The sequence below is a fragment of the Anoxybacillus sp. MB8 genome (assembly GCF_011006755.1).
In the GTDB taxonomy this organism is placed as follows: Bacteria; Bacillota; Bacilli; order Bacillales; family Anoxybacillaceae; genus Anoxybacillus; species Anoxybacillus gonensis.
Window position 1 is genome coordinate 65055 of sequence record NZ_RXXX01000004.1, and the last position, 19829, is coordinate 84883.

22 protein-coding genes are annotated in these 19829 nt (G+C 40.3%); 8 read left to right on the plus strand and 14 right to left on the minus strand.

The annotated features are described in order from the left end of the window. Positions 1–8: 8 nt before the first annotated feature. From ymfI to cysK, 4 genes are read right to left on the minus strand one after another with little or no spacing between them, the layout of a single operon-like run. The gene (gene ymfI, locus EKC99_RS02740) at positions 9–722 is read right to left on the minus strand and encodes an elongation factor P 5-aminopentanone reductase (protein WP_163150363.1); all 714 of its coding nucleotides are present in this window, start codon (positions 720–722) and stop codon (positions 9–11) included. A 6-nt stretch (positions 723–728) separates the two neighbouring features. Further along, a complete protein-coding gene (gene yfmH / locus EKC99_RS02745; protein ID WP_163150365.1) occupies positions 729–2009 on the minus strand; it encodes an EF-P 5-aminopentanol modification-associated protein YfmH in 1281 nt (426 codons plus the stop codon). Further along, positions 2006–3283: an EF-P 5-aminopentanol modification-associated protein YfmF gene (gene yfmF / locus EKC99_RS02750; protein WP_163150367.1), complete on the minus strand. Its 1278-nt coding sequence runs from the start codon at positions 3281–3283 to the stop codon at positions 2006–2008. The genes yfmH and yfmF overlap by 4 nt, the downstream gene beginning before the upstream one ends. A gap of 46 nt (positions 3284–3329) precedes the next feature. Next, positions 3330–4250 (minus strand): cysteine synthase A, encoded by a 921-nt coding sequence (gene cysK, locus EKC99_RS02755; RefSeq protein WP_163150369.1) that lies wholly within the window; start codon positions 4248–4250, stop codon positions 3330–3332. Positions 4251–4391: 141 nt separating this feature from the next. On the opposite strand from cysK, the gene EKC99_RS02760 reads away from it, so the two are divergent. Beyond that, positions 4392–4757 carry a rhodanese-like domain-containing protein gene (locus EKC99_RS02760; protein ID WP_163150371.1) on the plus strand — a complete coding sequence of 122 codons (366 nt, stop codon included), beginning with the start codon at positions 4392–4394 and terminating at the stop codon, positions 4755–4757. A 12-nt stretch (positions 4758–4769) separates the two neighbouring features. Here the strand turns inward: EKC99_RS02760 and EKC99_RS02765 are convergent, their stop codons facing one another. The 4 genes from EKC99_RS02765 to EKC99_RS02780 are packed head-to-tail and all read right to left on the minus strand — an operon-like array spanning position 4770 to position 8343. Continuing rightward, positions 4770–6914: a DNA topoisomerase III gene (locus EKC99_RS02765; protein WP_163150373.1), complete on the minus strand. Its 2145-nt coding sequence runs from the start codon at positions 6912–6914 to the stop codon at positions 4770–4772. 46 nt (positions 6915–6960) lie between these two features. Next, positions 6961–7707: a membrane protein insertase YidC gene (gene yidC, locus EKC99_RS02770; protein ID WP_163150469.1), complete on the minus strand. Its 747-nt coding sequence runs from the start codon at positions 7705–7707 to the stop codon at positions 6961–6963. A 24-nt stretch (positions 7708–7731) separates the two neighbouring features. After that, entirely contained in the window at positions 7732–8010 is a 279-nt protein-coding gene (locus tag EKC99_RS02775; RefSeq protein ID WP_163150375.1) for a hypothetical protein, read from the minus strand. A 45-nt stretch (positions 8011–8055) separates the two neighbouring features. Continuing rightward, positions 8056–8343: a MerR family transcriptional regulator gene (locus tag EKC99_RS02780; protein ID WP_006323413.1), complete on the minus strand. Its 288-nt coding sequence runs from the start codon at positions 8341–8343 to the stop codon at positions 8056–8058. A gap of 325 nt (positions 8344–8668) precedes the next feature. Between EKC99_RS02780 and EKC99_RS02785 the strand changes: the two genes are divergently transcribed. Next, the gene (locus EKC99_RS02785; protein ID WP_006323411.1) at positions 8669–8806 is read left to right on the plus strand and encodes a hypothetical protein; all 138 of its coding nucleotides are present in this window, start codon (positions 8669–8671) and stop codon (positions 8804–8806) included. Positions 8807–8828: 22 nt separating this feature from the next. On the opposite strand, the gene EKC99_RS02790 is transcribed toward EKC99_RS02785, so the two are convergent. From EKC99_RS02790 to EKC99_RS02800, 3 genes are all read right to left on the minus strand, one after another. Further along, the gene (locus EKC99_RS02790; protein WP_100215879.1) at positions 8829–9689 is read right to left on the minus strand and encodes a TIGR03943 family putative permease subunit; all 861 of its coding nucleotides are present in this window, start codon (positions 9687–9689) and stop codon (positions 8829–8831) included. Between the two features lie 6 nt (positions 9690–9695). Continuing rightward, entirely contained in the window at positions 9696–10673 is a 978-nt protein-coding gene (locus EKC99_RS02795) for a permease (protein WP_019418261.1), read from the minus strand. 114 nt (positions 10674–10787) lie between these two features. After that, positions 10788–11705 (minus strand): diacylglycerol/lipid kinase family protein, encoded by a 918-nt coding sequence (locus EKC99_RS02800; protein WP_163150377.1) that lies wholly within the window; start codon positions 11703–11705, stop codon positions 10788–10790. 297 nt (positions 11706–12002) lie between these two features. Here EKC99_RS02800 and EKC99_RS02805 point away from each other — a divergent pair, with 297 nt between their 5' ends. The 6 genes from EKC99_RS02805 (at position 12003) to EKC99_RS02830 (ending at position 16712) form a co-directional block, all read left to right on the plus strand. Then, positions 12003–12362, plus strand: coding sequence for a Na-translocating system protein MpsC family protein (locus tag EKC99_RS02805; protein WP_163150379.1), 360 nt, complete (start codon positions 12003–12005; stop codon positions 12360–12362). A 119-nt stretch (positions 12363–12481) separates the two neighbouring features. Next, positions 12482–13471 carry a sodium-dependent bicarbonate transport family permease gene (locus EKC99_RS02810; RefSeq protein WP_163150381.1) on the plus strand — a complete coding sequence of 330 codons (990 nt, stop codon included), beginning with the start codon at positions 12482–12484 and terminating at the stop codon, positions 13469–13471. Between the two features lie 81 nt (positions 13472–13552). After that, positions 13553–14671 carry an NAD(P)/FAD-dependent oxidoreductase gene (locus EKC99_RS02815; RefSeq protein WP_163150383.1) on the plus strand — a complete coding sequence of 373 codons (1119 nt, stop codon included), beginning with the start codon at positions 13553–13555 and terminating at the stop codon, positions 14669–14671. Between the two features lie 48 nt (positions 14672–14719). Next, positions 14720–15370, plus strand: coding sequence for an MtnX-like HAD-IB family phosphatase (locus EKC99_RS02820; RefSeq protein ID WP_163150385.1), 651 nt, complete (start codon positions 14720–14722; stop codon positions 15368–15370). Continuing rightward, complete coding sequence (locus EKC99_RS02825; protein WP_163150387.1) at positions 15367–16404, plus strand: iron-containing alcohol dehydrogenase family protein; 1038 nt, start codon at positions 15367–15369, stop codon at positions 16402–16404. Before EKC99_RS02820 ends, EKC99_RS02825 begins: the two co-directional genes overlap by 4 nt. 44 nt (positions 16405–16448) lie before the next feature. Further along, positions 16449–16712: a sigma-G-dependent sporulation-specific acid-soluble spore protein CsgA gene (locus tag EKC99_RS02830; RefSeq protein WP_370628347.1), complete on the plus strand. Its 264-nt coding sequence runs from the start codon at positions 16449–16451 to the stop codon at positions 16710–16712. Between the two features lie 39 nt (positions 16713–16751). Here EKC99_RS02830 and EKC99_RS02835 read toward each other — a convergent pair whose 3' ends face one another. The 3 genes from EKC99_RS02835 to hutI all read right to left on the minus strand — a co-directional run bounded on the left by EKC99_RS02835 (position 16752) and on the right by hutI (position 19829). Beyond that, a complete protein-coding gene (locus EKC99_RS02835; protein WP_163150389.1) occupies positions 16752–17483 on the minus strand; it encodes a YkgJ family cysteine cluster protein in 732 nt (243 codons plus the stop codon). A gap of 152 nt (positions 17484–17635) precedes the next feature. Continuing rightward, positions 17636–18583, minus strand: a complete 948-nt coding sequence (gene hutG, locus EKC99_RS02840) for a formimidoylglutamase (RefSeq protein WP_163150391.1) — start codon at positions 18581–18583, stop codon at positions 17636–17638. Beyond that, positions 18567–19829 (minus strand): imidazolonepropionase, encoded by a 1263-nt coding sequence (hutI, locus tag EKC99_RS02845; RefSeq protein ID WP_163150393.1) that lies wholly within the window; start codon positions 19827–19829, stop codon positions 18567–18569. The genes hutG and hutI overlap by 17 nt, the downstream gene beginning before the upstream one ends.

Genomic DNA, 19829 nt, shown 5'->3' on the forward strand with positions numbered 1-19829 from the left:
ATGCTTGCTTAACAATACCAACCGCCATTTACAGATAAAATTTGTCCCGTAATATACGATGCATGATCAGAAATTAAAAATGACACAGCTTTTGCAACATCTTCGGGCTTCCCTATTCGCCCGAGTGGAATATCATCAATTAAAGCTTGAATTTCTTCTTCAGTAAACTCATGAAGCATCGGTGTATCAATGGCCCCTGGAGCGATCGCATTGACTCGTATGCCACTTGGAGCAACTTCTTTTGCTAACGCTTTAACAAATGTATTTTGCGCACCTTTTACCATCGAATATAACACTTCGCAAGACGCACCGGTTAGTCCCCAAATGGATGAAATGACTACAATTTGTCCACGACGTTGTTGAATCATAGAAGGCAACAGTCGTTTTGTCAGTAAAAATGGACTTGTTACATGCAGTTGCACCATTTGTTCTACTTGCTCATTAGTCATGTCCGTCATCAATCCATACGCACTCATTCCACTATTATGAATAAGCACGTCAATAGGATGGAAAATAGAAGACATTAACACATCTACTCCAGAAGGATGAGATAAATCAGCTTGAATCGCATATGTGTCTGTGGATAGTTCTTTCATTACATGTCGAACGGATTGTTCATTTTTGTAGTAATGTAAGTATAAACCATACCCATCTTTAGCGAGCTGCCGAGCAATTTCTTGCCCAATCCCCCCGCTCGCTCCCGTAATTAACGCATATTTCATCTCATTTCACCTTTTCGGAACAACTTGACATACAGTAAACTGTTCGCGAACAAAACATTCGCGAGCGACCGTTTTTAAATCGTCAGATGTTAATGATTGTAACGTTTCTACCACATCGAACAAACTCATATGATCAAACGCATACCGAGTAAACTGATTTGCAATATATTCAAGAGAGTTTAACGAACGTAAAAATGTGCCGATCTTTTTTCTTTTCATTCGTTCGACTTGCTCATCATCAATATCGTCAAACTCCAAAAGAATACGCTGAATTTCTGCCGCTAATTGATCAGGTTGCGATGTATCACCGCCAACTAATCCGAACCCAAAATCACTTTCTTCCGTATAGTCGACCATAAATGTTTCGTCAATTAATCCTTGTTGATACAATCGCTCATAATGCGGCGAGCTTTTCCCAAATAAATAGTCAAGCAATAAACCGATGGCACATTCATGTTTTAACTTTTCTTTTCCTTTTGTATATACGTTGTTCGCTTTTATACCAACGAAACATTTTGGCGTTTGCACGTTCATTTCAATGACATGTCGTTCACGAGCAACATGAGTCGGCTCCTCATAACGAAATCGCTCGATCTCTGTTGGCGGACGGAACGTTTTTTTCGCTTGATTCGTTCGAATTTGTTCAAGTATAGCGGATGGCTCAATAGGGCCTGTAACAAACAATAACATGTTGCTCGGATGATAAAACGTTTCATAACACTCATATAATAAGTCTTTCGTAATGTGTGAAATCGACTCTACCGTTCCTGCAATATCAATTTTTACGGGATGGTGATGATACATGCTTTCGATTGTCCCAAAATACAAACGCCAATCCGGATTGTCATCATACATGCGAATTTCTTGACCGATAATCCCTTTTTCCTTTTCAACCGTTTGTTCTGTAAAATACGGCTCTTGCACGAAATCCAGTAACGTTTCTAAATTTTTTTCTACATTTGTTGTACTAGAAAATAAATAGGCCGTGCGTGTGAAAGACGTAAAAGCATTCGCAGATGCGCCTTGTTTGCTAAACGTTTGAAATACATCGCCATCCTCTTTTTCAAACAATTTATGTTCTAAAAAATGAGCGATGCCATCTGGTACCTTTTTCATCGTTGTTTTTCCGTATGGAGTAAAGTAGTTATCCACCGAACCGTATTTCGTTGTAAAGGTTGCATATGTTTTGTTAAATTCTTTTTTTGGCAAAATGTAAACATCTAATCCATTGTTTAACCGTTCATAAAATAATTGTTCCTGTAATTGATCGTGGTGAATGAGTTTCATTTTTTCTCACCTTCCTTCTCCGTTAAAAAATAAATCGTATCTAATTCAATTTTTTTCCCCACACGCACGATATCTTCTCGCGTCACTTTTTCAATCCCTTCAAGCCATTGTTGTAACGGACGTTGATTTGTTGCAATGACATTATGGTAAGACATTTCGATCATCCCTCTAGCTGTATCAATCGTTTCTAATAGTTGATTACGAATGACCGCTTTTGTTTGAACGATTTCTTCATCGCTAAATTGTCCGTTACGCATCGCTTCTGCTTGAGCATGGATGATTTCGAGTGCACGCTCGTATTTGCTTGGGTCAATTCCTGCCATGACCATCATCATTCCTTGGTGACTTTCAATACGTGAAGCTGCGTAATAAGCTAAACTCGCTTTTTCGCGCACATTAATAAACAATTTTGAATGTGCAAATCCTCCAAATATCCCATTCCATACTTGTAACGCATCATAATCTGGATCATTATATGTCGTGTTCGTTCGATAACCGAGATGAAGCTTCCCTTGTTTCACATCTTGTTTTTCTACAACTTCTTGCACATCTGTTCGTCTTATGATCGTCGGTGTTGCTATTGAACGCGGCGGGCGCACTTGTAACGAAAAACGTTCAGTCACATCATGCTCTACATCTGCTAACATGACATCTCCAACAATGTATAAATCTATTTCATCGTGTTTCAACATGTGCTCATAATGTTCATATAACCGTTTGGCATCAATCGAATCGACATCCTCTAGTTTACCGTGAACATCGAGCGCATAAGGTGAACCTTTATACATTTCTTCCATGAGTCGATGTTGGGCATATCGTATTTTATCGTCAAACAACGATTGAATTTTTTGTTTCAATGCTCGTTTCTCCTGTTCAACGATCGCAACAGAAAACCCATCTTCCTCGGTAAACGGACGAAATAACATATCGCTAAATAACGTCAACGCTTCACGTAATAATGGGGATGTGTCACCTAAAAATTTTTCGTTTGCAATATCCATTCGAATAGTAATAATATGATTTTCTCCTTTTTTCGCTAAATCAACTTGTAACGTAGCACCATATAGTTCGTCTAAATATGTACGTAACGCTTTCATCGACGGATGCCGCTCGGTAGCGTTCTGTAGTACGTATGGAACAAGAGCTCGCATCGTTACATCTTTTTCACATAACGGCGCTTTCATCTTTAATACGAGCGTATTCGTTTTATATTTTTTTGTCGAAATGACATGAAGACGAAGACCGCCTATCGTTTTTACTTCTTCTTGAAACATACAATCACTCCTTTTTATTTTATAGCCTCGACATTTTTTATCGCTCTTATCTGCTAAATAAATCGGAGGATAAGTATCGCTCCCCTGTATCTGGTGCCATGCAAAGCACACGTGCATCTTCAGGAAGAGTGCGCGCCACTTGAATAGCACAATAAGCTGCCGCTCCAGCTGAAGCTCCGACGAAAATTCCTTCTTCTTTCGCTAATCTTCTTGCCATCATTTGCGCTTCTTCATCTTTGACGAGCAAAATATCGTCATACACCGTTCGATTTAAAATGCGCGGAATAAAACCTGGCCCAGTACCAGGAATTTTATGCGGCCCCGGTTGCCCACCCGAAAGGACGGGAGACCCATATGGTTCCACAACATAAATGCGTAAACGAGGAAATTTTTTCTTTAATTCTTCTCCCGTTCCTGTCACTGTCCCGCCAGTTCCCGCCGTAAGTACAAACGCATCAATCCCATCTGGAAATGCTTCTATAATTTCAAGCGCTGTGCTAACCCGATGAGCATCTGGATTTGCTTCATTTTCAAATTGCATGGGTATAAAGCTGTTTGGAATGTTCTCCGCAAGCCGATACGCTTCATCAATCGCCCCTTGCATGCGCAAAGCTGCAGGAGTTAAGTACACTTCTGCCCCATATGCTTTCAATAAATTGATCCGTTCTTTCGTTGCATTATCTGGCATCGTAATGATGCAACGATATCCTTTCGCAGCGCATACCATCGCTAATCCGATCCCTGTATTTCCTGATGTCGGCTCAATAATTGTGCTTTCATAAGGGACGATTTTTCCTTCTTTTTCCGCTCGTTCAATCATTCGTCTAGCTGCGCGATCTTTCACGCTTCCACCTGGATTAAAAGACTCGAGCTTTATATATACACTTGCTCCCTCTGGAAAAACGACCCGATTGAGCTTTACAATGGGCGTGTTTCCGATCAAATCGATAATCGATTGATACATCATTTTCCCTTCTTTCCATGTAAACCTTTTTTTCATTGTACTACATATGAAAATAACAATGGTGTCGAAACGTTTGAAGAAATGAAAAAAATAAGTTAGAATACACGTATGGGTATTCGATTGTATACGGAGGTTGATGACAAGATGAAAAAATGGACTGCTCTTTTATTCACATTTCTCCTCATCCTAAGCGGATGTGCACAAGAGCGCTATACAAACATTTCTGTTGATGAAGCCGCACAAATGATACAAAAAGGAGACGTTGTCGTTCTCGATGTTCGCACGGAAGAAGAATACGCTTCTGGTCATATTCCAGGCGCGATGTTACTTCCTTTACAACAACTGCAAGAGCGCATAAATGAATTGAAAAAAGACGAGACATATATCGTTGTTTGTCGTTCAGGTAATCGCTCAGCGCAAGCAAGCGAATTACTAGCGAAAGAAGGGTTTACAAATATATATAATATGACTGGCGGCATGAACGAGTGGAATGGTGATGTTGAAAAATAGGAGGCAGTCCTCCTATTTTTCAAACGAAAACGATATACGTTTTTCTTTTTCATCCCATATGAGCGCGGCGTTAAATGTGTTCTCTCCTTTTTTAAATCCTTTGATGACATTTGTCTTTCCTTCTGTTAACAATTTTTTTATGTTTGTTTGTGAAATGGATTTTCCTAACATCGTTTTTGAAATCGTAAATGAGCACTTTATTTTTGTATAGTTGACACAACCGTAAAACGAACCTTTATCAATGACCGAGCCTCCACAAAGCTTACAAACCCCAACTTGTTTTCCGATCGTTGTTTTTTTCTTCCGCTGAATCGAAGCAGTATCAATCCCTTCAAACGACCAGCCGCTTGCCATTTGCACCGCATCTGTTACGATTTTCGCCGCTAATTTTTTGACTTGTTCCATAAAATGTGTCGCTGACGCTTTCCGTTCACCAATTTCACTTAACCGTTGCTCCCATTTCGCTGTCATCTCGGGTGACGCTAAAATATGTGGACCGATCGCTTCAATTAATACTTTTCCTTTATCGGTTGCATATACTTGATTATTTTTTATTTCGATATAGTTTCGCTCCTTTAATGTTGTAATAATGGAGGCGCGCGTCGCTTCCGTGCCGAGTCCTTCTGTTTTTGCTAATACTTTTTCTAGTTGTTCATCGTCTAAAAATTTCCCTGCTGTCTTCATTAACGTGATCAGTTCGCCTTCTGTGTATCGCTTTGGCGGTTGTGTTTTTCCCTCTTTCACATGCACATCATATACCGTTCCTTTTTCTCCGCTTTGTACATTCGGTAAAAGTTGTACATCATCATCTTGTGACATAAGGACGTCTCGCCATCCTGCTTGTATTTGCTTTTTTCCTTTTGAAATGAAACGTGCCCGTCCATCGACAAGAGTAATCATCGTCGTATAGTCAAATACCGCCTCTTCACAATGGGCAGCGATCAATCGTCGAACGATCAGATCGTAAATATTTCGCTCATCATGGCTCAGTTTTTCCAAATCTGGAACTTGTTCAGTCGGAATAATGGCATAGTGATCCGTTACTTTCTTTTCGTTTACATAACGTTTATTATGTAAAATTGAATAATGAGCAAGCGGAAAGTAAGAAGCATACTCTTTCTTTTGCGCAAGAAACTTTAAAATATGTGGAAACGTTTCCGCTTCCCCTTTCGTGACATATTGTGAATCCGAACGCGGATACGATACATATCCTTTTTGATATAGCTTTTGTAATATATCCAGTGTTTTTTGTGGTGAATATTTAAATCGCTTGTTGGCTGTTGCTTGTAATGTTGACAAATTAAACAAAAGCGGCGGTAAAAATGTTTTTCGCTCACATGTCACTTCTTCTATCTCTACTTGTTTTCCTCTGCAAAATGCGCTCACCTTTTCGGCGAGCTGCTGATCATATGTTCTTGTTTCATTTTCATGCCACCACTTTCCTTCGTATCGTTTTCCGTTCACATCAAACGTAGCAACAACTTCCCAAAACGGCTCGGGACGAAACTGCTCAATTTCTTTTTCTCGTCTCACAATTAATGCAAGCGTCGGCGTTTGTACACGCCCGACGGAAAAAACATCGTTCATCCCTTTTTGTTTTAATAAAATTGTATACACTCTCGATGCGTTCATACCAACAAGCCAATCGGCACACGTCCGCGCATACGCCTCTTCATATAGCGGACGCGTCTCGTTTTCATCTAACAACTGGCGAAAGCCTTGTTCGATTGCTTTCGGTGTTAACGATGAAATCCAAAGCCGTTTGATCGGTTTTTTGACGCCGCTCATATAAATGATATTTCGAATAATCAATTCTCCTTCTCTCCCTGCATCGCCTGCATGAATAATTTCTGTCACTTCTGGCTGACGGAGCAATTGTTTAATAACAGAAAATTGTTTCGCCTTTTTTCGATCCATTTTATATTGAAAACGATCAGGAATGATCGGCAACGTATCTAGTGTCCACCGCTTCCAGCTTGCTTCATACGTTTCCGGAGAAGCTAATTCAAATAAATGTCCAACCGCCCATGTCATATAAGCACCTTTCGGAAACAGCTCATTCGGTAAAATTTCAATATACCCTTCTCGTTTTTTTGTTTGAAAAATAGATGCAAGCGTCTTTCCTTGATCCGGTTTTTCAGCAATAATCACTTTCATTTTTTCACCCCTTCACGAAAAGAAACCTGCTCAGCTAGCGAGCAGGTTATTTTGCAACTTCTGTATCGTATCTTTTCCATTGTGCACGCATGATAAGCGACTGAATAATTGAAAAACATCCACCAACGACCCAATATAGCGACAAAGCCGAAGGGACAGAACTCGCTCCCATGAAAATCATAACAGGCATAATATATGACATCATTTTCATTTGTGTAGCCGCTTCTGTTGTTGTAGCAGTCGGAGATAACCGCATCGAAATAAATGTCGTTAAGCTTGCTAATATTGGCATAATGAAATACGGATCGCGATGACCGAGCTGCATCCATAAAAACGAGTGCAGTTTAATTTCTTCCGTTCGCGAAATTGCGTAATACAGCGCCATAAAAATAGGCATTTGAATGAAAATCGGTAAACAACCGCTCATTGGGTTAACACCGTGTTTTTGATATAGTTGCATCATTTCTTGCTGTAGCTTTCTTTGCGTTTCCATGTCTGTGCCTTTATATTTTTGTTGAAGTTTTTGTATTTCCGGGCGAATGCGCTGCATCGCAATATTGGCACGAAACTGTTTGATGATCAGCGGAAGCAATCCAAAGCGAACAACAATCGTCAATGCAATAATAGCGAGCCCATAATTTTCTTGAAATGCGTGTCCAAGCATCAGTAATAGCTTTGACATCGGGTAAACAAAATAGTGATCCCATACACCTTGACTATGTTCTGTAATCGGTACATTTCGATTGCATGCACTTAATAAAAATACAAAAAATAAAATAATCCATTTTTTCATCATTTTACTCCTCCTTGTTTGTTATCATAAGCAAACAAGGAGTGTCCTTCCTTCTTCATCACTCGCATACGATCGTTCATCAATCGGAATTTTCCGCTGTTGAAATGTAACAAATCGCACATGTAACGACATATATCTATATGCATCGCTCGTCTTCACACAGACGTTTACATCGTATGGAACGAATCGTTGGACGGAGATCGGATAATTCGCTTGTCGCGTGACATAGCACGTCATCGCCACAACGAACATACTGAAGAGCGATACATACGTAAATACATCGAATGAAAACTCCATAAACATGACCATTCTCCTTCCCCTATCAATTATAACATGGAGAAGAGAAAATTACATGCGAGAACGAAAATGCGCGTTGATTTGTCCTTTTCTCATCGTTTCACGAATTTCTTTCATCATTTCATAACGAATTTCTCGTGTTTGCACTCCTTCCTCGCGTTTGTTTGCGATCTCAACAAGCCATTCAACATCAGCAAAGGAATACTTTCTCGTCCCTTTTGATCGATCAGGAAAAATAAGTTGGCGTTCTTCATAATACCGAATTTGTCTCGGTGACAAACCTGTTAACTCACTAACAATACCAATCGAAATGACTTTTTTATGTTTATACGATTCCATCCTCATCCTCCTCATGTACGTTACATTTCATAACATTAATATACTGTATTTTATGAATATTGAAATGAATTTTGTTATAAAAATTAACAAAATTCATTATTCATGTTATAAAAAGTAACAAAAATGCTGTTTACAATATAGAGAATAGATATAATGATTATCAAATAAATGACGGAAGGAGGAAAGAACATGGGAACCCTTCTGCAAATAACGATGAAACAAAAACAATTTTATATCGACAAACTGCATGAAGGAGGAGAAATACATCATTGGACATTAGCAGAACTGCGAAAAAAATATGAACAACTTCGAAAGGAGATTGCCAATGGAAAAGAAAGCGATAGATTTAGCGAAACAAATTATTGAGCTTGATTTGCAGCGAGACGCGATATTTGAGCAACTCCTTGCACTTCTTGGCGATCGCGCCTATGAAATATTGCGGCATATGCAAAACAAGTATTAAAGGCTCTTAGCGCTAAGAGCCTTTAATACTCATATACGTACGGTTGCTCTGGCGCATTCACAACGGTGACACTTGGCTTTATGATTACGGGAACAAACCTTTCTCTGTATGTCGTTTCATCAATAATCCCTTCAACTTTTACCCATGTATCGTTTTCCCACTTTGCTGCCTCGTCTGTTTTTACTAATATCCCATAAACGGTTGCATCAGCCACACAACAAGTTAATCCATAACGTGCAACAACGAACTCATTTGCAGCAAAATCACGTTCCCGAAATACAAATCCTGTAATTTCAATTCTTTTCCCAATCATAGCATCAATTTGTTCGTTAATGAAATTTAACGTTGATACGTACTTGTCATCGTTTACAACAACTGTTTGCGCCTCTAATAAATCTTCTTTTAACTGTTCTTGTTTCTCAACTTTTTCCATACCTTCATCTTGCATAATATTTTCAATTTGCTCATCAATATTTTCCATATATCCTTCTGGATCTTCTAAAAACTGTTCGACGATCTGTTTATTTTCTTCACTTATTTCTCTCCCACCTAACTGCACACCACGTTTAGCTGCAAGTGAGCTATCTAGTACATAGTTCGAAAACATAAAACCGATAAGCAAAGGAACAATAAACACTCCATACACTCGTATGCTTTGTCCGACTGTTTTCGGAACATGATGCCCCCCTTCACAATGATGACAACATCTATCCTCTTCCTTTCTCCATATTTGTATACTTCCAAGTAGTAAAAGTGTGAACGTTGCAAAATAAATAAAAGGTAACATTTTAGGGGCGATATAGTTTGTCAAGTTCCCGCTTAATAATAATTTGATAAACAATAAAGCATATCCACACAATAAAACACCTCGAATCATCATCATCCCTCCTCATCCTATGAAGTGAAATATATAGATGCACACATACACAACAGTCGTCACAACACCGATAAATATAACGACAAATATTCGCCGAAAATATGCAAGCATCATTAACGTATTTTTAAAATCAATCATTGGACCATATATTAAAAATGCTAACAGAGACGCTGGAGTAAATGTCGATGTAAACGATGCCGCAACAAACGCATCTGCCTCTGAACAAAGTGACAACACATAAGCAAGCCCCATCATTAAAGCCGGACCAATTATTTCGTGTTGTCCAACTTCAACTAATATTTCACGATTAATCACAACTTGAAAGAAACTAGCGACAAATGCACCAATAATTAAGTAGCGACCAACATCAAAAAACTCATCAATTGCGTGAGTCAACGTTGCTGTTAGCCGACTATTTACATGATGATCATGTGAATGCTTAATCGACTTTAATGGCAAATGATTCTGAAAAATAACATAAACAATTAAACCAATAATCAAAGACGCAACAAATGCAATGCCCATTCTTCCATAAACGATAGACATATTTGACGAAAACGCATAGTACGTAGACGCAAATACAACAGGGTTTAAAATCGGTGCGGTTACCATAATAACTACCCCTACATGAAGCGGCATTCCTTTTGCGATGAGTCGACGAACAACAGGAATAATGGCACATTCACAAATAGGTAGCAGGGCACCAACAACTGCCGCTGGAACAAGTGCAGCTAATGGGCGTTTCGGAATCCACTTTTGTACCATCTGTTCCGAAACGAACGTCTGAATTAATGAAGAAGCAAATACACCTAATAAAATAAACGGAATAGCCTCCAACAAGATACTTAAAAAAATTGTTCCTACTTGTAAAGTAAATGAAGGAACGTTTACTCCCTTAACAAGAACATCCCCAAATAAAAATAAGACCATGATCAATATAAACAATATTAATGAAGCTAAATCCCCTTTTTTATCAACCACTTTCTCCATGTGCACCCTCCAAAAAAGAATGATTCTTATTTTCTTTATATGCTTGTCTATCTTTTAACATACAACTTTTTTCTTGTCAAAATAAAATCCCGAACAGATGAACATCCATTCGGGCTACTTCAACACACGTATTTGTTTGTTTACTGAAATCGTGATTTCACCTTCGCCAATTTGCTCACCATCTGCATGGAGAGGAAGAGACGTATTGCTGCAAATATGAATATATTTCCCTTGAAACGTATGTACTTCTTTCATCCTTATATGACCACCCCAAAACACCGTCACAAATAAGGCGAGTAATTTTAAACGTGATATATTGTCGACAACAACGACATCAAAATGTTGATCATTTGACTGCGCAAATGGAGCAATCTTCATTCCACCACCGTAATATGGATGATTCGCAACGGTGACAAGCCATGCATTTGAAAACGTATATTGTTTTTCATCAACTGTTAATTGCACAACGGTCGGTTTATATATAAACAACTCTTTCAATAAATAAAACACATAAACAAACTTCCCTAAATATAATCTATTCAAAAGATGTTTCCATCTCGAATGATTCACCTTTCGTGAAATATGTGCATCGAATCCACAACCGACACTGTTCACAAAAACACCTTGTTTCACACCTTTAAACGTTCCGATATCATACGGTTCGACATACATATCCTTCACACGTAATAACATTTGACTAAGCGCTTTTCTCCACGTTATCGGGATGTTTATCCCTCGGGCAAAATCATTTCCTGTTCCAGCTGGGATGTATCCGACAGTAACATGATCATACATTTCAACACCATTCATCACCTCATGGATCGTTCCGTCTCCACCAACTGCAATTAATATAAACGGTTCATCTGTTTGCCCAGCCATTTGTTTCGCTAGCTTCGTTCCGTCTCCTTGTTTTTGTGTAAATACAACATGATAACGAATGTGATGATCTCGAAGTGTTCGTTCGATTTTTTTCCATATTTCTTTACATTTCTCATTTTTTGCTGAAGGATTTACAATAAAATATAGTACCAAACCTTCTCCCCCATTCTCTAACCCTTTCCTTTTATTTTACCATGGCATATACATGTATGACATCAATCTTTTCCCTTGACATAATTTTTAAAGCCTTATACAATTGAAAACAAATTGTCACACCGAACGATTGATAGCAAACTCGTTTGCTTGTTTTGTCTTAGCGTTTTTGACATGGCGACATGGCGAAAACGAAAGGACGGACGCCGAAACGAGTTGAGCTAAAAATACATCGGTATGTTTCACTTCAATCTATATGTGAGGCATGCCGTTTTTTGTTTCTAAAGGGGGATCAACGTGAAAACAAAAGGAGAACTAGAAGATCAAATTAGTCGCGCGCTCACCCAATGGGAAAAAGAATATTTAGGCCGCGGTCCACTCTCTGTGAAAACAGATATTTTACGAAATATGGTCATCGTACAGTTGCGCGGCATTTTAACTCCTGCTGAAAAAGTATTGTGCGAAACAAAAGAAGGCATGTTGTCAATCAAACGCATTCGCGCAGATTTAATCGAGTCAGGTAGCGAGCATCTAAAACAAATGATTTATACATTGACAGGTAAACAAGTAACAAGCATGCATACAGATATTAGCACAAAAACAGGAGAACGAATGATCGTCTTTTTATTACAAGAACCAGTCGATATACAAGGTTGATCTTTTAAAGGCCGATTGCGGTCAGTAAAAGATACGCCGGAAATATTTTTCGACCAAATCGAAAAATGTTTCCGGCTTTTTTGTTGAATATAAAAAAGAAATAGAAGGAGAGGATTGCTATGCAAGAAATGATTATTAACAATTTAACATCGCCAGCCATTTTATTTTTTATTCTCGGCATTATTGCTGCTCTCGTCAAATCAGATTTAAAATTACCTACGGGGTTAAATGAATCGTTAAGCATCTATTTGTTAATCGCAATCGGAATGAAAGGTGGCATTGAACTTGCGGAACATTCTTTTCATGAACTTATTCGCCCGTTAGTTGGAACGTTGTCGCTTGGTATCATTATTCCAATTATTACGTTTGCGATTTGCCGTCGTCTTGGCATTGATCGTAAAAATGCAACCGGCATTGCAGCGACTTACGGATCCGTTAGCATCGTTACGTTTGGTGCTGCAATTGCTTTTGTTGAACAAGCAAATATGACGTACGAAAGCTACATGAACGCCTTTGTCGTCTTGTTAGAGAGCCCTGCAATTATCGTATCACTCGTCATATTGAAATTGTTAGAAAATCGCTCATATAAACAAGAAGTAGTATATCGTTTTTCAGCTACATCTGTATACGGACCGATCATTAAAGAAGGACTATTTGGAAAAAGCGTCTTTTTAATGGTCGGTAGCCTTCTCGTTGGGTTAATCGGCGGCGAACGCGCCCTTACGATTGTTAAACCGTTGTTTATTGATTTATACCCAAGTGTTCTCGTCCTCTTTTTACTAGGGATGGGATTAACAGCAGGAAATCAACTTGCAGCCGTACGTAAATATGGGATCAAACTGCTCGCATTAGGTATTCTTTTACCTCCTGTATACGGGTTTTTAGGAGTGGTGATCGGTTATTATTCAGGGCTATCTTTGGGAGGAACCATTTTACTTAGCGTGCTTGCTGCAAGTGCTTCATATATCGCTGCTCCAGCAGCGATGCGCGCATCTGTTCCTGAAGCGAATCCTGCGATTTATCTTGGTATGGCACTCGGGCTTACGTTTCCGTTTAACTTAACGATCGGCATGCCACTATATTATGAAATGGCTAAATGGTTTTATTGAAAAAGCAAGGGGCGTCCCTTGCTTTTTTGTCGTCTTATGTTATTGTAATGGTACAAAACAACAAAAGAAAAGGTGTGAACAATGAATCGTTATATCGTCATCGGGGCTGGAATTGTTGGTGCTTCTGTCGCCTTTCACCTAGCAAAAGAAAAAGTGCAGGTGATTTTAATCGATCGTGAAGACCGAGGGCAAGCAACAGATGCGGCAGCAGGAATCATTTGCCCGTGGACGTCACAACGGCGAAATAAAAAGTGGTATGCACTTGCCAAAGGCGGTGCGGCATTTTATCCCCATCTCATTGAACAATTACAAACATACGGTCACCAAACAGGATACAAGCGTGTCGGAGCCATTTGCTTACATCATGATCATAATAAGTTACAAAGCATGGAAGAGCGTTTGTACAACCGGCGTGAAGAAGCGCCTGAAATTGGGGAGATTATTCGTCTATCTTCACAAGACGTAAAAACACGATTTCCTGTACTAAGTGACGAATACGAAGCGCTATATGTAAGCGGAGCTGCTCGAGTGGACGGACGTGCATTGCGACGTTCTCTTATTCATGCTGCTATTCAATTAGGGGCAACATATATAAAAGGAAGTGCAACACTTCTGCATAAAAATAACCGAGTCATTGGTGCTACAGTGACAAATAAATGTTACGAAGGGGATGCTGTCATTGTTGCGGCAGGTGTTTGGGCAAAATCGTTACTTTTACCGCTAAGTATCGATTTTCTCATTACCCCACAGCGAGCACAAATCGTCCATCTACAAAACCTTGAGCAACATACTGATCATTGGCCTGTCGTCATGCCACCAAACAATCAATATATACTCGCCTTCCCAAAAGGGAAAATTGTCGTTGGAGCTACACATGAAGATGGTGTTGGCATCGATTGTCGCGTGACTGCTGGTGGAATATATGAAGTGTTACATAAAGCGTTAACCGTCGCCCCCCATCTTGCTGATTGGACTCACGTAGAAACACGTGTCGGCTTCCGACCTCACGCACCGAACTTTTTACCTGTATTCGGTGCCGTCCCACAGATCGAAGGGCTTTATGTTGCAAACGGCCTTGGGGCATCCGGTTTGACTGCAGGACCATACGTTGGCTTCGAACTAGCCAAAATGATTCTTGGGCAATCTACCTCATTACAACGAAGCGACTACGATGTCGCTCAGGCGATTCGATTTCTTTGATGAACGTACTGTTTAATGGCATATCCTATCGAAAGAGGAGGTTTTCTTATGAACAAATGGGCATTTGTTTCTGACTTTGACGGAACGATCTCTCATCAAGACTTTTATTGGATCGTTATTGAAAAATATTTTCCTGAAGGTAAACAATTGTTTCAACAATGGCGTGACGGAAAAATAAAAGATATTGACTTTTTAAGCACCGTCTTTACATCCATTCATCAAGATGAAGAAAAAATTATTGAAGATATTTATCACATTCCGATTGACGAAACGGTTTTACCCTTTATTACACGCATCCAGCAAAACGGGGGCGATTTTTACGTGCTAAGCGCGGGGACGGATTACTATATTCGCCATATTTTCAGAAAGTACAATATACATGGCGTAGACATTTTTTCTAATGAAGGGTATTATCACGATAAAAATATTCATATGCGCATCGATCCGAATCATATTCATTATTCAGAACGATATGGCATCGATAAATCAAGTGTCGTTCGCACATTAAAACAAACGTACAAAACGGTTTATTTTATCGGCGATAGTGAACCAGATGTTCATGCAGCGAAAGTCGCAGATGTCACATTTGCAAAAGGCACTTTACAATCGTTGTTGCGCGAACAACATATTCCTTTTGTTCCTGTGAACACATTTGCGGACGTTGAACGTTATTTACAAGAAAAAGGAGTATTGAAATGAACATCCCCATTCCATCCATTCTTGAAATTGGCGAAGGTGTCATTTGGCGCATCGACGAGCTGATGAAAACGTATCGTTTTTCCAAAGCTGTTATCTTATTTGATGATTTCACTTACCAAACGTACGAGAAAGAAATGAAGCGAGCCATTTCATCTGCTTCTGTTCATACTGTTTGCTTACCACCGCAGCTTGATATCGTCGACATTATGAAAAAGGCGTTTGAACTTCCTCACTGTGATGTCATGATGGCGATGGGCGGCGGAGCAGTCATTGACTGCGGTAAATATATGGCGTTTTTACGACAAGTGCCGTTTCTTAGCATACCGACATCTGCGTCAAATGACGGGTTTGCAAGCACAAACTGCTCGTTACTTGTCAATGGTAAAAAAACAACCGTTCCCGCTAAAGTACCATTCGGGATTTTAGCTGATTTACATATTGTTCAACAAGCACCGAATCGTTTTATTTTAGCGGGCGTTGGGGACTTAATGTCTAATATTACGGCGTTGTATGACTGGGAATTTGAACAAAACCATGGAGTCAGTCGGGTAAACGCTTTTGCGGCGATGATCAGTAAAAAAGCAGTCAATAGCTTCATTCGTACGCCGATGCAAAACATTAAGCATCCCATTTTTTTAAAAGAATTAATTAGTTCCTTAACAATGGGAGGCATTTCAACAGTTATTAGCGGAAATAGTGCACCCATTAGCGGATCTGAACATTTAATCTCCCATGCGCTCGATCAAATTAGCGAATCACCGCATATGCATGGCATTCAAGTTGGGATCGCTACGTATATTATGGCACACGTACAACAACATCGGGCGGAACGCATTACAAAAGTGTTTACACGTACCGGATTTTTTGACTACGTTAAAACATTACGTTTAAATAAAAAAGAATATCGAGAAGCAATCAACATCGCACCAACGATCAAGCCAAACCGTTATACGTACATTCATGATGAACAATATCGCAAGCGCGCCATTCAACTTCTTGACGAAGACCCTATTTTACAAGAGATTTTCGTATAACGCACATAATTGATCACGAAACCGCTTACCCTACTGTTGAGGAGGTGGAGCGGTTGAACCAAACGTTAGCTTATTTGCGTGAAGCATTAGCAAACTATGCTGACCGACATCACACGATTGCCATTCATTTATATAAAAAACTAATGAGTAAATCATACAAAAACGAGGAACAGTTCGTTCGGGATTTATCGCAAAAAGAAGCGGCATTTTTAGATCGCATGCTGCGTCAAGAAATGAAGTATGCAAAAGAAGAACAAGATGTTGTTCGCGTTTATCATTTAAATGAAGTATATGAACAACTCATTTAAGCAAACCATGTCTAGCGCTTACATGGGCGCTAGACATGGTCATTTGTTTTCATCCATAAAATAACAAAACAAATAGTCCATCGTAAACAAATCGTCAGGATAATCGATCCCTACCTCTTCTCCTTCATAAATGAGCGTTTGAATGAAATCATGAAGCGAATCGATATAAAACTCATATAAAAATTCATAACTAAACGGTTCATTCGGCATATGTGAGTTCGCACATACACTCGGTGAGCAGTAATTTACATACGTGCGACACGGAATCGGCCGTACGTCATAAATGAGACATGTGTTTGTTTGTTGATTTAAAAATATACAAGGGATTTGTTCTTCCATGTACATTTTTTTAAAATGTCTTTCTTCTGTAAAATTTAACGTTTCTACTCGCTTTATTTGTTCCGCGTAGTGCTGAGTATACCATTTTATATGCTTATATATGCGTTCTCGCTCGTCATTTGGCAGTTTAGCGATATGAGTCATCATCCATCTTGCTTCTGCACGCGTCGTAATAATGGGAAAATAGCAACAGTGTGTACACCCTTTTGTACAAGTTGGGCGAATATTCACTTTGCGCTCAATTGTATGAATATGTTCATCAACAAGCGAAAGCAATTTTTTAAACGCTTGAAACATAAATTCTTTTCCGTTTTCCCCATCATATCGTTCCAACCATTCATCAACCACATCAACGAACGCTTGTCCATCCGGCATATGCTTGTCGTTAATTTGCTTACAAATCCGAACAATTTGATCATATGTTAAAGCCATCTTTGTTCTCCTTTCAAACTACCTTCCTTTCAGTTCAATCATACAAACATAGTATTTATTTGTCGATCTATTTTGCCCAAAACAAAAACCTTCCTTTTTCTTTTCAGAGAAAATAATAGCACTTTGCGTGCAAATGAAAAGAAAGGGTCCCTCTACACCCTTTCTTTTTTCCCTTTTAAAAACTGTAAAATTACCGATGCCGCTATCCTGCTTGTCATTTGTCGAAAATCAATCGTCGGGTCGATTTCGACAATGTCCATTGCCTGCACCTTATCATAGCGCGCAAGTAGCGAAATGGCGTGCAACAGCGTGCGGCTATCCATGCCGCCTGGCCCAATGGCTGGACACCCAGGGGCAAACGCTTGGTCAAGCACATCCATATCGACCGATACATACACCGCGTCCACACCCGATAACATCTGCATACTTTTTTCGATCATCGTTTGTATACCGAGGCGATACACCTCTTCGATCGTATACATCGTAACCCCACATTGTTTTCCGTATTCCGTATACGCGCGGCTATTCGCAAAGTCGCGCAAGCCAATTTGGACAAGCCGACTGCCATCGACGATGCCCGCTTCGATTAACCGACGAAATGGCGTACCGTTTGTTGGTCCCCCATCTTCTAAATTGCGCAAATCGTGATGAGCATCGAACTGGATAATGCCAATTGTCCCTTTTTGTTTTTGCCAGCCGCTAACGACTGGACACGTGATGGAGTGATCGCCTCCGAGGACAATCCACATCGACTCGGGCTGTAACGCGACCACTTGCTCGATTGTTTCCGCAATGCGTCTTTGTGACGCAGCAATATCGGTCGGGTGCATCACTATATCGCCATAATCAGTAACCGTAACATCCGCTAAATCTATTCCCGATTCGATAGAGTATGTGCTATAAAACGATAGCGCTTGCCGAATGGCCTGTGGGGCGAACGCTGCTCCCGAATGGCTAATCGATGATTTCGAGAGCGGTGCGCCAATCAAGCCGATGCTGCTACAATTCTTTCCGTCCCACGAAATGAGCAGTTCATTTGCTTTTGTCACATAACGGTCTTGAAAATTCGCTTTGCCTGCTTCTTTAAGATACGGAAACATCGCCTCTTCCCCTTTCTCTCACAACTTTCCCATCTTTTAGCACCATTCGGACATGGTTAATTCCGTAATGGTATGGTACGTACATATAATTCGGTGCGTCCCAAATGACGATGTCCGCTCTTCTGCCAACCATAATTCGCCCGGCGTCTTGCCCGCGATTAATTGCATATGCCGCATTGACCGTTACCGCATGCCAAATTTCTTCCGGGGTCATCCGCAAATAGAGCGCAGCGAGCGTCATAATGAATTGCAAATTCTCTGTCGGCGAGCTACCTGGGTTAAAATCTGTCGCAAGCGCCACCGCCGCCCCTTCCTCAATCATTTGCCGCGCTTTTGCATACTTTCCTTTCCCTAAGTAGAACGACGTCCCAGGAAGCAGCACTGCTATCGTATTGGAATGAGCAAGCTGCTGAATTCCTGCTTCCGATGATCCGACAAGGTGATCAGCGCTTACAGCTCCCACTTCCACCGCTAACTCTGTCCCACCAAGCGGGTCAATTTCATCGGCATGAATTTTGACGACAAATCCTTTTTCTTTTGCTTTTTGTAAAAAGGTGCGCGACTGTTCGACGGTAAATACGCCCGTTTCACAAAAAATGTCGACAAACTCGGCAAGCTGCTCTTGCTTAATGACATCTAGCAAATCCACCATTTGTTGCAGAAAATCATCAGGATTGTCTTGATGTTCTGTAGGAATCGCATGGGCGCCTAAGAACGTTGACACGACATCTACATGATGCGTTTGGTGTAAGCGCTTCGCGACAAGTAATTGTTTCCGTTCTGTTTCCACGTCTAACCCGTATCCGCTTTTCGCTTCGACCGTTGTTACCCCGTAGGAAAGCATGCGGTTCAAATGAACGCGTGCTTTTTCGTACAACTCATCTTCACTTGCTGCCCGTGTCGCGCGTACAGTCGATAAAATGCCGCCGCCTCGCTTTAAAATGTCTAAATACGAAACACCTTGCTGCTTTAGCGGCAGTTCATGTTCGCGCGAACCAGCGAAGACAAGATGGGTATGCGGATCAACAAGACCGGGCGTGACGAGTTTTCCTTCTGCGTCAATGAAATGACTAGCAGAAATGGTTTTTGCTTCTTCATTGCTACCAATCCACGCCACGCGTCCATTTTTTATTCCAACAGCTGCCTGTTCGATCAGAGGGAGCGTCTTCATCTTCTCCCCCTTTACCGGTCCGTCCCCTTCCATCGTTAATAGCTGCCCAATATTTACAATCAGCGTATCCATCAT